12 protein-coding genes and 1 pseudogene are annotated in these 13,259 nt (G+C 66.6%); 6 read left to right on the plus strand and 7 right to left on the minus strand.

Annotated elements, in window-relative coordinates; translation table 11 throughout:
- Positions 1–131 precede the first annotated feature (131 nt).
- Complete coding sequence (locus tag Q0R27_RS03345; RefSeq protein ID WP_293940878.1) at positions 132–1,508, plus strand: family 43 glycosylhydrolase; 1,377 nt, start codon at positions 132–134, stop codon at positions 1,506–1,508.
- A 425-nt stretch (positions 1,509–1,933) separates the two neighbouring features.
- Positions 1,934–2,386, plus strand: a complete 453-nt coding sequence (locus tag Q0R27_RS03350; protein ID WP_293940880.1) for a hypothetical protein — start codon at positions 1,934–1,936, stop codon at positions 2,384–2,386.
- 224 nt (positions 2,387–2,610) lie between these two features.
- Here the strand turns inward: Q0R27_RS03350 and Q0R27_RS03355 are convergent, their stop codons facing one another.
- Positions 2,611–3,771, minus strand: a complete 1,161-nt coding sequence (locus Q0R27_RS03355; RefSeq protein ID WP_293940881.1) for an alpha-hydroxy-acid oxidizing protein — start codon at positions 3,769–3,771, stop codon at positions 2,611–2,613.
- A 94-nt stretch (positions 3,772–3,865) separates the two neighbouring features.
- Between Q0R27_RS03355 and Q0R27_RS03360 the strand changes: the two genes are divergently transcribed.
- Genes Q0R27_RS03360 through Q0R27_RS03375 form a run of 4 tightly spaced genes read left to right on the plus strand, consistent with a single transcriptional unit; the run spans position 3,866 to position 7,629 of the window.
- Positions 3,866–4,975: an S-(hydroxymethyl)glutathione dehydrogenase/class III alcohol dehydrogenase gene (locus tag Q0R27_RS03360; RefSeq protein WP_293940883.1), complete on the plus strand. Its 1,110-nt coding sequence runs from the start codon at positions 3,866–3,868 to the stop codon at positions 4,973–4,975.
- Positions 4,976–4,997: 22 nt separating this feature from the next.
- On the plus strand, positions 4,998–5,558 hold the full coding sequence (gene gfa / locus Q0R27_RS03365) for an S-(hydroxymethyl)glutathione synthase (protein ID WP_293940885.1): 561 nt from the start codon (positions 4,998–5,000) through the stop codon (positions 5,556–5,558).
- Positions 5,558–6,397 carry an S-formylglutathione hydrolase gene (gene fghA / locus Q0R27_RS03370; RefSeq protein ID WP_293940887.1) on the plus strand — a complete coding sequence of 280 codons (840 nt, stop codon included), beginning with the start codon at positions 5,558–5,560 and terminating at the stop codon, positions 6,395–6,397. Before gfa ends, fghA begins: the two co-directional genes overlap by 1 nt.
- A complete protein-coding gene (locus Q0R27_RS03375; RefSeq protein WP_293940889.1) occupies positions 6,394–7,629 on the plus strand; it encodes an FAD-dependent oxidoreductase in 1,236 nt (411 codons plus the stop codon). Before fghA ends, Q0R27_RS03375 begins: the two co-directional genes overlap by 4 nt.
- Here the strand turns inward: Q0R27_RS03375 and Q0R27_RS03380 are convergent.
- From Q0R27_RS03380 to Q0R27_RS03405, 6 genes and pseudogenes are all read right to left on the minus strand, one after another.
- Positions 7,626–8,846, minus strand: a complete 1,221-nt coding sequence (locus tag Q0R27_RS03380; RefSeq protein ID WP_293940890.1) for a CaiB/BaiF CoA-transferase family protein — start codon at positions 8,844–8,846, stop codon at positions 7,626–7,628. The genes Q0R27_RS03375 and Q0R27_RS03380 overlap by 4 nt on opposite strands.
- A 36-nt stretch (positions 8,847–8,882) precedes the next feature.
- Positions 8,883–9,368 (minus strand): FKBP-type peptidyl-prolyl cis-trans isomerase, encoded by a 486-nt coding sequence (locus Q0R27_RS03385; protein WP_293940892.1) that lies wholly within the window; start codon positions 9,366–9,368, stop codon positions 8,883–8,885.
- 99 nt (positions 9,369–9,467) lie between these two features.
- On the minus strand, positions 9,468–10,892 hold the full coding sequence (locus tag Q0R27_RS03390) for an aspartate aminotransferase family protein (RefSeq protein ID WP_293940894.1): 1,425 nt from the start codon (positions 10,890–10,892) through the stop codon (positions 9,468–9,470).
- Positions 10,889–11,650 carry a gamma-glutamyl-gamma-aminobutyrate hydrolase family protein gene (locus Q0R27_RS03395; RefSeq protein WP_293940896.1) on the minus strand — a complete coding sequence of 254 codons (762 nt, stop codon included), beginning with the start codon at positions 11,648–11,650 and terminating at the stop codon, positions 10,889–10,891. Before Q0R27_RS03395 ends, Q0R27_RS03390 begins: the two co-directional genes overlap by 4 nt.
- A 7-nt stretch (positions 11,651–11,657) precedes the next feature.
- Positions 11,658–13,088 carry a gamma-aminobutyraldehyde dehydrogenase gene (locus Q0R27_RS03400; RefSeq protein ID WP_293940898.1) on the minus strand — a complete coding sequence of 477 codons (1,431 nt, stop codon included), beginning with the start codon at positions 13,086–13,088 and terminating at the stop codon, positions 11,658–11,660.
- Between the two features lie 37 nt (positions 13,089–13,125).
- Positions 13,126–13,259 (minus strand): annotated as a pseudogene (locus tag Q0R27_RS03405) (alanine dehydrogenase); the annotation flags it as partial.

The following is a 13,259-nucleotide window of genomic DNA, read 5'->3' on the forward strand; positions in this document are numbered from 1 at the left end:
GATCGGTCTACCAGTTGGCAGACAAGCCGTCATCGCGAAGCAGCCTTTAGCGCATTCGAGCGCCGGCGAAACAATCGATCTCGGACTGGTTGGCCCTATCCTTCGCTGTCCATCGCTCTATTTTGCAGGCCATGACACGCCCCCCACTCGCGTTCGAGGTCGCAGCCGTCGCCAACGGCGAGGCAACCGACTTCACCGTCACGCGGAACGATGGCGACGAGCGTCGCTATCATCTCCCCGGCGGCGACCCGCTGCATTACGAACTCTTCTACGAGGAGATCGCCCGCGATTTCGGGATCCGGCGGCCGCGCCAGTTCGACGAGGTCGCCTCGGCACCGGCCGAGCCGCCGTGGCGCCCCCTGATCACCGCCAACCTGTCGCCGCGGATCCTGGCGGGCTATGGCGATCCGGCGGTGCTGAAAGCCGATGACGGCCACTGGCTCGTCGCCACCTCGAACGACGCGCCCGACGCCTTCCCGATCCTCCACTCGACCGACCTCGAACATTGGCAGCCGGTCGGCTTCGTGTTCGAGGCTGGCCGCACCCCGGGATGGGCCGCCGCAGGGACGCGGGTCGCCGACTATTGGGCGCCCGAGATGGCCCGGGTCGGCAACGAATATTGGCTGAGCTACACCGCCCGCGACAGCGACAATATCCTCTCGATCGGGCTCGCGAAAAGCCCGCACCCGGCGGGTCCGTGGATCGACAATGGCGCGCCGTTGCTGGGCGACAGCGTGATCGATTCGCACATCAGCACGGTCGATGGCGCGCCGGTCCTGTTCTGGAAGCGCGACACCAACAGCCACTGGCCGCGCCCGCTCGCCGGGCTGCTGCGCGACCACCCGCAACTGATCGATAGCTTGTTCGACAACGAGCAGGACCGCCGCACCGCCGCGTTCTGCGCCGCGGTCCAGCCGTGGGCCAATACTCGCCGGCCGATGGAGCGCTTCTTCCTGATGCAGCCGCTGATCCGCGCCGCGCTCGCCAACTGGTCGGCGGTCAGGGACGCGCTTCGGGACTCGGGCCTCGGCGCGACCATCGTCGCCTCGATGAGCACCCCGATCCTCGCCCAGCGGCTCGCCCCCGATGGCGCCTCGCTGGTCGGCGAGGCGACCGTCGTGCTGGCGAACGACCTCGACTGGGAGGGCCACCTGATCGAAGGCCCGTGGGTGACCAAACAGGCCGGGCGCTACTGGCTGTTTTACGCCGGCAACGACTTCACCAGCCCGTCCTACGGCATCGGCGTCGCGGTGTCGGACCGCCTGCTCGGCCCCTACGTCAAGCAGCCCGAGCCGCTGCTGCGTTCGACCCCGGCGTGGCTCGCCCCGGGCCACGCCTCGGTCGCCCCGGGGCTCGACGGCCGCCCGCAGCTGTTCTTCCACGCGTTCCACCCGGGGACCGGCGGCTACAACGAGTTCCGCGCCCTGCTGACGGTCGGGCTCGAGTTCGGCGACGACGGCGTGACCTTGCGCGACACGATTACCCCTTCGCACGGAGCGCGCGCCTAGCCAGTACTCCACAAAGCGTTCCCCGCAACCGTGATGCTGCGTTTGGTCGGCGGCGCACAGATACTCATGAACTCGTCCGCGAAAATAACGCCTGCGTAACGTTCACTGCACGTTAAAGAGATCCGGCCGATGTCGACGAGGGCGGCGGCGAGACCGTCATATGGGGATCTAGGGCCATGAAAGCTTTATTCGCGCTGTTTGCGACCGTGTCATTTCTTCCGGCTGTTGCGTTTGCGCAGCAGACAACGGCAGTCGCGGCACCCGCCGACCTGTCGATCACGACCTGCTCGGTCACGAACGACGCGTCATCGCACAGTAGCTGCAACTTGTTGGGCCCATCCGCTATCGGAGGGATAGCTGGCGGCGTCGTCGCGCGGGTTACGACTATCCCGACGGGTGACTGCGGCCCGCAGAAGGCGACCGCGATGGCGATCAAGACCAAGGGCGCGGGAGCCAACGACAGGTCTGCGACGGTGAACAACAAGCACCCCGAATTGATGCGTGCACACACGCCCATTGGCGATCCGACCGAGCATGCGATCCAGACGAAGGGATGTGGCGGTTCAGATCGCATCGCCGCAACCACCGGGATACCGATTCGTAACCCCGGTGGGCGGGTTGTCGGTTACAGCCGTGGGTTCACGCCTCTAGCGACCTGCTCAATCAGTGCCGACGGGTCGTCGGTCAGCGTGTCAGGCCTGCCGCTGCCATCGTCATCGAAGGTATCAATACAGGATCTACACTTCGTCAGTTCGAGCAACGCGATTGTCACCGGTGCCGGGCCGGGTGGTGGGCCGCATGTTCTTGCCCGGTGCAGCGGCGCGGGTGGCGCGCCGAGCGATGTGACAATGCTGTTGCTGCCATCGGTGCAGAAGTAGAGAATATTCGCACCGCCGGCGCCGGAGCTCGATTCCCGAGCCAATCGGGGATGAGGTCTGAAACGACGTTTGGCCATGCTAAACCGGATTCCGGCTGCAAAACCTCTACGTCGTGAATAACCCGCCAGTTTTAATCCTTCGCAATGTTCGCTCTCTGATCTGCTGCTGAAAGCCGCAAGGCAGCAGACCAGCAACAGACGGTCCCGGATATACGGGTTCTCGACCTAGACCCGCTCCGCCCCCGCCTCGCGGACCGCGGCGAGGGTTGGCATGCCGTTGACCGCCATCAACAGGTCGGCCTCGGCCAGGATGCAGTTGAGCACGTGCGCCGCGCCGTCGGCCCCATCGAGCGCCAGCCCGTAGAGATAGGGCCGCCCGACCCCGACCATGCGCGCGCCAAGCGCCACCGCCTTGATCACATCGGTCCCCGATCGCACCCCCGAATCGAACAGCACCGGCGTGTCGCCCGCCGCCGCGACGACGCGTGGCAACAGGTCGATCGCGGCGATCCCGCCATTCGCCTGGCGCCCGCCGTGGTTCGAACAATAGATCGCATCCGCTCCCTCGCCCACCGCGCGGCGCGCGTCGTCGGGGTGGCAGATGCCCTTGAGCATGATCGGCAGGCTGGTGACCGAGCGCAGCCACTTGAAGTCGTCCCACGCCATCACCTTGCCGAACAGGCTCGCCCACAGCTGGACCGCCTCGGGCAAATTCCCCTCGACCGGCTTGCCAAGCAGCCGCAGGAACACCGGGTCGCTGAAATAATTGGTCAGCACATGGCCGCGGAGCTGCGGGAAATTGCCGCTGTTGAGGTCACGCGGCCGCCAGCCGGTGACCCACGTGTCGAGCGTCACGACCAGCGCCTTCGCCCCCGCCGCCTCGGCCCGCGCGATCAGGCTATCCGCCAGCTCGCGGTTCTTGGGCGTGTAGAGCTGGAAAAAGCTCGGGGTCGCACCCGCCGCCGCGATCACCGCCTCGACCGGGTCGTTCGACAGTGTCGTCGCGGTCAGCGGCACCCCGGTCATCGCCGCGGCGCGCGCCGCGGCCATGTCGCCATGCCCGTCCTGCGTCACGATCCCGGTCACCCCGATCGGCGCCATGAACAGCGGCGAGGGCAGCGTCATCCCGAACAGCTCGACCGACAGGTCGCGCACGCTGGTATCGACCATCATCCGCGGCACCATGCCCCAGTGCGCGAAGGCAGCGGTGTTGGCGCGCTGGGTCGCCTCGTCGCCGCAACCGCCCTGGACATAGTCGAGCACCGATGCAGGCAGCGCGGCTGCGGCGCGCGCCTCGAGGCTCGCGAAATCGACCGGCACGCGGGGCAGCACGCCCTGCAACCCGCGTCCGTAGATCAGGTTCTGATAATCGCCATGATGCGCCACTTGATCCCCCTTCGGTCTCACCGGTCAGGGCATATCACCCGCTTCCGTCTTTGCGCAAAAAGGATATAGGCGCAGCGAGCAACAGGGGATGCATATGAAAAGTCGGGCCGCCGTCGCGTTTGAAGCCAACAAGCCGCTGGAAATCGTTGAAGTCGATCTCGACGGACCGCGCGCCGGCGAAGTGCTGGTCGAAATCATGGCGACCGGCATCTGCCACACCGACGCCTATACGCTCGACGGATTGGACAGCGAGGGGATCTTCCCTTCGATCCTCGGCCATGAAGGCGCCGGCATCGTCCGCGAAATCGGCGCGGGCGTGACCTCGCTCGCGGTCGGCGACCATGTCATCCCGCTCTACACCCCCGAATGCCGCCAGTGTAAGTCGTGCCTCAGCGGCAAGACCAACCTGTGCACCGCGATCCGCGCGACGCAGGGCAAGGGCGTGATGCCCGACGGGACCAGCCGCTTCTCCTACAAGGGGCAGTCGATCTTCCACTACATGGGCTGTTCGACCTTCTCGAACTTCACCGTGCTGCCCGAGATCGCGGTGGCCAAGATTCGCAGCGACGCGCCGTTCAAGACCAGCTGCTATATCGGCTGCGGGGTGACGACGGGCGTCGGCGCGGTGGTCAACACCGCCAAAGTGCAGGTCGGCGACAATGTCATCATCTTCGGATTGGGCGGGATCGGACTCAACGTCCTCCAGGGCGCGCGGATGGCGGGCGCGAACATGATCATCGGGGTCGACATTAATCCCGACCGCGAGGAATGGGGCAAGCGCTTCGGCATGACCCACTTCGTCAACCCGAAGGACATTGACGGCGACATCGTCGCTCATCTGGTGGCGCTGACCGATGGCGGGGCCGACTACACCTTCGACTGCACCGGCAACACGACCGTGATGCGCCAGGCCCTGGAAGCCTGCCACCGCGGCTGGGGCACCTCGATCATCATCGGGGTGGCCGAGGCGGGCAAGGAGATCTCGACCCGCCCGTTCCAGCTCGTCACCGGGCGCAACTGGCGCGGCACCGCGTTCGGCGGCGCCAAGGGCCGCACCGACGTCCCCAAGATCGTCGACTGGTACATGAACGGCAAGATCGAGATCGACCCGATGATCACCCACGTCCTGACCCTTGACGAGATCAACAAGGGCTTCGACCTGATGCACGCCGGCGAAAGCATCCGCTCGGTCGTGGTTTACTGATTTCACACGGAAGGAAAGTCTCATGGCGAACATTCGGCTCCACCCGTCGATCGACGACGGTGTCAAACCCGGCTCCGGCACCTTCGCCGGCGGCACGCTCGTGTGTCATTGCACCGACAAGCCCGTGAAGGTCGCCATCGCGAGCGACGTTCTGCACAATCACGCCTGCGGCTGCACCAAATGCTGGAAGCCCGACGGTGCAACCTTCTCGGTCGTCGCGGTGGTCCCCAGGGACACGGTCTCGGTACGCGAAAACGGCGACAAGCTCGCGATCGTCGACGAAGCCGCCACCATCCAGCGCCATGCCTGCACCGCCTGCGGCGTGCACCTCTACGGCCGGATCGAGAAGGATCACGCCTTCAAGGGGCTCGATTTCATCCATGCCGAGCTGTTCGAGGAAGCGGGCTCCGCGGCGCCGGTCTTCGCGGCGTTCGTCTCCTCGGTGATCGAAGGCGGCGTCGATCCGGCCGAGATGGACGGCATTCGCGCCAGGCTGAAGGATATCGGCCTCGAGCCCTACGACTGCCTCAGCCCGCCGCTCATGGATGCGCTGGCAACTTACGCCGCCAAGCAGGCGGCCTGATGACGCTGGAGACGATATCGACCAATCGAGCGTTCGGCGGCGTGCAGGGGGTGTACCGGCACGCCTCCGCCGCTTGCCGCACCGACATGACCTTCTCGGTGTTCGTCCCCGACCATGCGCCGGGGGCGAAGCTGCCGGTCGTATGGTATCTCTCGGGGCTGACCTGCAGCCACGCCAACGTCACCGAAAAGGGCGAGTATCGCGCCGCCTGCGCGAAGCTCGGGCTGATCTTCGTCGCGCCCGACACCAGCCCGCGCGGAGAAGGCGTTCCTGACGATCCGGCCTATGACTTCGGCCAGGGCGCGGGCTTCTATGTCGACGCGACCGAGGCGCCGTACGCCGATCATTTCAACATGTGGAGTTACATCACCGACGAGCTTCCGGCGCTGGTCCGTGAAGTTTTCCCGGTCGATTCTTCACGCCAGTCGATCATGGGCCATTCGATGGGCGGCCACGGCGCGCTGACCATCGGCCTGACCTATCCCGACCGCTACAAGGCCGTCTCCGCCTTCGCCCCGATCGTCGCCCCGAGCCAGGTCCCGTGGGGGCAGAAGGCCCTGACCGGCTATTTGCGCGATGTTCGAGAAGTTTGGCGAAAGCACGACGCCGTCGCGCTGATCGAGGACGGCGCCCGGGTCCCCGCCCTGCTCGTCGACCAGGGCGAGGCCGACCCCTTCCTCGCCGAGCAGCTCAGGCCCGAACTCCTCGCCGCCGCATGCGAAGGGACCGGCATCGACCTCACCCTCCGCCTCCAGCCGGGCTACGACCACAGCTATTACTTCATCTCGACCTTCATGGCCGACCATCTCGAGTGGCACGCGCACAGGTTGTCCGCTTGAGCCAGCTCTTCGACATCCTGATTGTCGGCGCCGGTCATGGCGGGGCGCAGGCCGCGATCGCGCTGCGCCAGCGCGGCTTCGCGGGCACCCTCGCAATCGTCGGCGAAGAGCCCGAACTCCCCTACGAGCGTCCGCCGCTGTCAAAGGACTATCTCGCCGGCGACAAGCCGTTCGAGCGGATCATGATCCGCCCCGCCGCCTACTGGGCCGAGCGCGAGGTCGCCATGCTGACCGGCATGCGGGTGAACGCGGTCGACGCCGCCGCGCACCGCGTCACGCTCTCGGGCGGCGAGACGATCGACTATGGCAAGCTGATCTGGGCGACTGGCGGCCACCCGCGCCGCCTGACCCTGTCGGGCCACGATCTCGTCGGCGTCCACGGCGTCCGCTCCCGCGAAGACGTCGACCGGATGATCGGCGAGCTCGCCACGACAACCGAGGTCGTCGTCATCGGCGGCGGCTATATCGGGCTCGAGGCGGCCGCCGTGCTGACCAAGCTTGGCAAGCATGTCACCGTCCTCGAAGCGCTCGACCGCGTCCTGGCGCGCGTCGCCGGCGAGCCGCTATCGCGCTTCTACGAGGCCGAACACCGCGCTCACGGGGTCGACGTCCGGCTCGGCTGCAGCGTCGAGTGCATCGAGGAAACCGATGGCCGCGCGACCGGGGTCCGGCTCGCGACAGGCGAAGTGCTGCCCGCGCAGATGGTCATCGTCGGAATCGGCATCATCCCCGCGGTCGAGCCGTTGATCGCGGCCGGCGCGGCTGGGGGCAACGGGGTCGCGGTCGACGAGCATTGCCGCACCAGCCTGCCCGACATCTACGCGATTGGCGACTGCGCAGCGCATTCCAACGCCTTCGCCGACGGCGCGACGATCCGGCTCGAATCGGTCCAGAATGCCAATGACCAGGCGACCCTCGTCGCCAAGGCGATCACCGGCGAGCCGGAGGCCTACAAGGCCGTCCCGTGGTTCTGGTCGAACCAGTATGACCTCAGGCTGCAGACCGTCGGGCTGTCGATCGGCCATGACGACGCCGTCGTCCGCGGCGACATTGCCAGCCGCAGCTTCTCGATCGTCTATCTCCGGCAGGGCCGGGTCATCGCGCTCGACTGCGTCAATGCGGTCAAGGATTATGTTCAGGGCCGCGCGCTGGTCGTTGCAGGTGCGAAGGTCGATCCCGAGCGGCTGGCCGACGCGTCGGTGCCGCTCAAGGAACTGCTGGCCCCCGCCTAGATCACGCCCTTCGCGGCGAGCTCGGCAATCCGCTCGGCGGTCAGGCCGAGTTCGTCGCGCAACACCTCGTCGGTGTCCTGCCCGAGCAATGGCGGAGCGGTGCGATATTCGACCGGGGTCCCCGAAAAGCGCAGCGGGCTGGCGACGATCGGGATCGGCCCGGCCAGCGGATGCTCGATCGTCCGCGCCATCTCGCGCGACACGACCTGCGGATCGGCGAACACTTCGGCGATGCTGTTGACCGGCCCGCACGGCACGTTCGCCCGCTCGAGCGCCTCGACCCATTCGCCAGTCGTCCGCTGGACCGTCGCCTCGCGGATGATTGCCAGCAGGGCGTCCCGATTGGCCACCCGCGCGCCATTGGTCGCATAGGCCGGATCGACGCCGAGCCCGGGTTGGCCAATCTCGGCCATCAGCCGCGCGAACTGGCCGTCGTTGCCGACCGCGACGATCATCGCCCCGTCGGCGGTCGGGAAATCCTGGTAGGGGACGATGTTGGGGTGGGCATTGCCCATCGGCTTGGGCGACACGCCGCTGACGAGGTAGTTCATCCCCTGGTTGGCGAGGCAGGCAACCTCGACGTCGAGCAGTGCGAGGTCAATGTGCTGGCCCTTGCCGCTCTGCTCGCGGCTGGCGATCGCACCAAGTATGCCCGTGGCGGCGTAGAGCCCGGTGAGCAGGTCGACCACGGCCACCCCGACCTTCTGCGGCCCGGCGCCGGGCTCACCTTCACGCCGCCCGGTAACACTCATGAAGCCGCCCATCGCCTGCAGCAGCACGTCATAGCCGGGGCGCGGCGCATAGGGGCCGGTCTGGCCGAACCCGGTGATCGAGCAATAAACCAGCCGCGGGTTGATGCTTACGAGGCTGGCGTAGTCGAGGCCATATTTCGCCAGCCCGCCGACCTTGAAATTCTCGAGCAATATGTCGGCCCCGCGCACCAGCTCGCGCACCAGCTCCTGCCCCTCGGGGCAAGTGATGTCGATCGTCACCGACTGTTTGTTGCGGTTGGTCGAAAGATAATAGGCGGCTTCGGCGGTCGGCTTGCCGTCGCGGTCGTTGAGAAAGGGCGGGCCCCAGTGGCGCGTGTCGTCGCCTTCACCCGGCCGCTCGATCTTGATCACATGCGCGCCCATGTCGGCGAGGATCTGCGACGCCCACGGCCCGGCGAGGATCCGGGACAGGTCGATCACCTTGAGGTGGGAGAGCGCGGTCATCTCGGCGACTTGCCTTAGGTTCCTACAGCTGTTCGGTCAGCCGGCGGGAGTGGCCGACCTGGTGACGGAATTGAGCACCATGCGGAAGCGCAGGACGCTGTTCGCCGGAATTGGGCCACTCTCCTGCGCGCCATAGCCGAGCTCGGGCGGGATCCATACGATCCACTCGTCGCCCGGGCGCATCAGCATCAGCGCTTCGTTGAAACCGGGAACGAAGTTGCCGACCGCGCCGCTCAGCGATTCATGACGTTCAAAGCTGCTGTCGAACGTCTCCCCGGTGAGGAGCTTGCCCTCATAATCGAAGTTCACCCCGTCGCCGGCTGCAGGATGCGCGCCGCTGCGCGGACCCGGCTTGACGATGAAATATTGCAGCCCGCTCGGCGTCGTCACGACATTGCGCGCAGTGCGGTTGCGCGCAAGGAAGTCCGCGCCAGCCACGGTCTGCGGCGGCGGAACAGGCGCCGCGTTGCACGCACCGAGCGTGGCAAGCAGCAGGAGCGGAGCGAGGAACGATCGGTTCATGCCGCCGCTCCTAGCAGACCAGTGCTCGCCCGAAAGCCGAAATGTTGCGTGCCGCTCCGCCAAGTCCCAATCCCGCTCCGCTCAGCTGCCTCGCTTCGCTCAACTGATCGCGCGGTCGGTGGTGTCGTCGTGCGGCGGCGCTTCGCCGGCACGCAGTTCAGCCGAGCATTCGTCGAGCGAGCGGCGGATGATCGCGATCATGTCGTCAATCTGCTGGTGGGTGATGATCAGCGGCGGGCACATCACGATCGTGTCGCGAATGCCGCGGACCATCAGGCCATTGGCGATGCAGGCGTCGCGCACCGTCGGCCCGGCAGTGCCCTCGGCGCCGCCGAAGCGCGCGCCGGTGGCCTTGTCGGCGACGATCTCGACCGCGCCGATCAACCCCGCGCTGCGCACTTCGCCGACCATCGGATGATCGGCGAGCCCGGCGAGTGCCTTGGCGAGATAGGGACCGGTGTCGTCGCGGGTGCGTTCGACCAGCTGCTCGCGCTGGATGATCTCGATGTTGCGCAGCGCGACCGCGGCCGCGACCGGGTGCCCTGAATAGGTGAAGCCGTGGACGAAATCGCCGCCGGTCTTGAGCACGTCGACGATCTCCTTCGACACTGCCACCGCGCTGATCGGCAAGTAGCCCGACGACAGGCCCTTCGCCATCGCGATCATGTCGGGCTTCACCCCGACCGTCTCATGGCCCCACCAGTTGCCGGTGCGCCCGAAGCCGCAGATGACTTCGTCGCAAACCAGCAGGATGCCGTATTTGCGGCAGATCCGTTCGACCTCGGGCCAATAGGTTTTCGGCGGGATGATGACCCCGCCGGCGCCCTGGATCGGCTCGCCGATGAACGCCGCGACCTTGTCCGCTCCGATCTCGAGGATCTTGTCTTCGATCGCCTCGGCGCAGGCGATCCCGAACGCGTCGGGGTCCATGTCGCGGCCCTCGTTGAACCAGTAGGGCTGGCGGACATGCTCGATACCCGGGATCGGCAAATTGCCCTGTTCGTGCATCGACTTCATTCCGCCGAGGCTGACTCCCGCGACGGTCGATCCGTGATAGGCGTTGTGGCGGCTGATGAAGACGGTCCGCTCGGGCTCACCCTTGGTCTTCCAGTAATGGCGGACCATGCGGAAGACGGTGTCATTGGCCTCCGAACCCGACGCGTTGAAGAAGACGTGGGGCAGGCGGTCGTTGGTCAGGCTCGAGATTTTGGTCGCTAGCATTACCGCTGGCGCCGTGACGGTCTTGAAGAAGGTGTTGTAAAAGGGCAGCTCGCGCATCTGCTCGGCTGCGACGTCGGCCAGCTCGTCGCGGCCATAGCCGATGGTGACGCACCACAGCCCCGCCATCCCGTCGAGGATGCGGTTGCCGTCGCCGTCGTGGATGTAGCAGCCGTCGGCATGGGTGACGATGCGGCTCCCGCCCATATCCTCGATCAGCTTGTAATCCTGCTGCGCCGGGAGGTGGTGGGCAACGTCGAGGCGCCGCAGCTCGGCGATGTCGTAGTTGCGGGGGGCGCGGGTCATGGGCGTTGTCCTTGCGAGGTTAGAGGGTCACCGCGCAGCGCGCGGCCGAGCAAAGCGAAGAAGGCCTTGCTGTCGGGGTTTGTGTCGGCGTCCCATTCGGGATGCCACTGGACGGCTAGCAGCGGCGCGTCGTTATTGTGGGTGGAATAGGCTTCGACCAGCCCGTCGGGGGCGCAGGCTTCGATCCGGAGCCCCGGGGCGAGGGTGGCGACGCCTTGGTAATGGACCGAGTTGACCTCGAGCGCATCGCGGCCAAGCGCGGCGGCCAGGATTCCGCCGGGCGCGAGGGTTACGCCGTGGCGATGGTCGAACATCGCGCCAAAGCCGGCGCCGTCGGGCGCGTGATGGGGGATGAGGTCGGTGCTGGCGCTGGTGTCGCGGCGCAGCGTCCCGCCCAGCGCAACATTGATTTCCTGGAAGCCGCGGCAGATGCCGAACACCGGGCGTTTCAAATTCCCCATCGCCTCGATCAGGCTAAGCGCGATCTCGTCGCGCGCGGGGTCGAACGGACCCTCGCCACCGTCGTCGCCATAGCGTGCCGGCTCGACATTCGACGGGCTGCCGGTCATCAGGATGCCGTCGAGCCGCGGCGCGACCTCGGCTGCGGTCATCAGGTCGGGCAGCGACGGTACGAGCAGCGCGGCGACATCGCCGTGCATCATCGCCGAGCGGACATAGCGCTCCATCACCGCCTGCGCCGGCTCGCTCCCGACCCGGCGGGTGCAGCAGATGATGCCGAGGACGGGGCGAGCGCTCACGCGAACCTCAATGCTTGAACATGATGTGACGCGGGGTGGTATAATGTTCGAGGCAATAGATCGACAGGTCCGATCCATAGCCTGACGACTTGACCCCGCCATGCGGCATTTCGCTGACGTTGACGCTGTGCGTGTTGATCCACGTCACGCCATATTGGAGCTTGGCCGCGATCGCCCCGGCCTTGCCGATGTCGCGTGTCCAGATCGACGAGGCGAGGCCGTAGTCGCTGTCGTTGGCCCAGTCGACGACCTGCGCAATGTCGGTGAAGCGGGTGACCGAGACGACCGGGCCGAACACCTCGCGCTGGACGATTTCGTCGCTGTGCTTGGCACCGGCGATGAGGGTGGGCTGGAAGAAGAAGCCGGCGCCCTCGCCGGGATTGCCGCCAGTCACCAGTTCGGCCCCGGCGTCAGTCACCGCGCGGCGAACGAAGCCTTCGACCCGGTCGCGTTGGCGCTCGGTGATCAGCGGGCCAAGGCTGGTCGCAGGGTGGCGCGGATCGCCCATGGTGAGCGCGTTGATGCGCTGTTCGATCGCGGCGATGAGCTTTGTCTCGATCCCGGCCTGGGCATAGACTCGCGAGGCGGCGGTGCAGTCCTGCCCGGCGTTGTAATAGCCGGCGTCGACGATCCCTTCGGCCGCGGCGTCGATGTCGGCGTCGTCGAGGACGATCACCGGCGCCTTGCCACCAAGCTCGAAATGGGTGCGCTTGATCGTCGGCGCGACCGCCTCGAGGATCTTGCGCCCGGTGGCGATGTCGCCGGTCAGCGACACCATCCGCACCTTGCGGTGGGAAACGAGGCTGGCGCCGACATCCGAGCCGTTGCCGGTAACGAGGTTGACGACGCCGGCGGGAAGGAATTCGGCGCAAATCTCGGCCAGCTTGAGCGCGGTCAACGGGGTATGCTCGGATGGTTTGAGCACCACCGTATTGCCCGCGGCGATCGCCGGGGCGACCTTCCACGCGGCCATCATCAGCGGATAATTCCACGGCGCGATCCCGGCGACGACACCGAGCGGATCGCGCCGCAGCATCGAGGTGAAGCCCGAGCGATATTCGCCCGCTGGAATCCCGCTGGTGGTGCGCAGTGCGCCGGCGAAAAAGCGGAACACGTCGACGGTGTTGCCGACATCGACCGCGCGTGCGGTGGCGAGCGGCTTGCCGCAATTGCGCATTTCCAGCTCGGCCAGCTCGTCCTGCTTCGCTTCGATGCGGTCGGCAATCTTGAGCATCGCCAGCGATCGTTCCTTGGGCGAGAAGCCCGACCAGATCGGGAAAGCGCGGTCGGCCGCGGCGACGGCGTCATCGACCTGGGCGCGGCTCGCTCCGGCCAAGCTGACGATCGAACTGCCGTCGGTGGGATCGTTTACCTGTTCGGGCTCGCCCTCGCCGCGCTGGAACGCGCCGTCGATCAGCAGGCCGGGAAGATCGGTCATCGAAAATTCTCCAAACGGTTGGGCCGATGCAGCCGGCTCACGCCGCTTCGAACTTCAAATCGAGCGCTTCGGCGACGGCCTGGTGGCGGATCTTGCCGCCCGACACGTTGAGGCCGTTGGCGAGGTGGGGGTCCTGTGCCATCGCCTTGTCCGCGCCCAGGTTCGCCAGCT

It is taken from the genome of Sphingomonas sp. (assembly GCF_025362505.1).
Taxonomy (GTDB): Bacteria; Pseudomonadota; Alphaproteobacteria; order Sphingomonadales; family Sphingomonadaceae; genus Sphingomicrobium.

Excerpts from the sequence above, each read along its gene's own strand:
- Q0R27_RS03345 (WP_293940878.1), top strand. The coding sequence starts at position 132 with ATGACACGCCCCCCACTCGCGTTCGAGGTCGCAGCCGTCGCCAACGGC.
- fghA (WP_293940887.1), top strand. The coding sequence starts at position 5,558 with ATGACGCTGGAGACGATATCGACCAATCGAGCGTTCGGCGGCGTGCAG.
- Q0R27_RS03350 (WP_293940880.1), top strand. The coding sequence starts at position 1,934 with ATGGCGATCAAGACCAAGGGCGCGGGAGCCAACGACAGGTCTGCGACG.
- gfa (WP_293940885.1), top strand. The coding sequence starts at position 4,998 with ATGGCGAACATTCGGCTCCACCCGTCGATCGACGACGGTGTCAAACCC.
- Q0R27_RS03400 (WP_293940898.1), bottom strand. The coding sequence starts at position 13,088 with ATGACCGATCTTCCCGGCCTGCTGATCGACGGCGCGTTCCAGCGCGGC.
- Q0R27_RS03360 (WP_293940883.1), top strand. The coding sequence starts at position 3,866 with ATGAAAAGTCGGGCCGCCGTCGCGTTTGAAGCCAACAAGCCGCTGGAA.
- Q0R27_RS03385 (WP_293940892.1), bottom strand. The coding sequence starts at position 9,368 with ATGAACCGATCGTTCCTCGCTCCGCTCCTGCTGCTTGCCACGCTCGGT.
- Q0R27_RS03380 (WP_293940890.1), bottom strand. The coding sequence starts at position 8,846 with ATGACCGCGCTCTCCCACCTCAAGGTGATCGACCTGTCCCGGATCCTC.
- Q0R27_RS03390 (WP_293940894.1), bottom strand. The coding sequence starts at position 10,892 with ATGACCCGCGCCCCCCGCAACTACGACATCGCCGAGCTGCGGCGCCTC.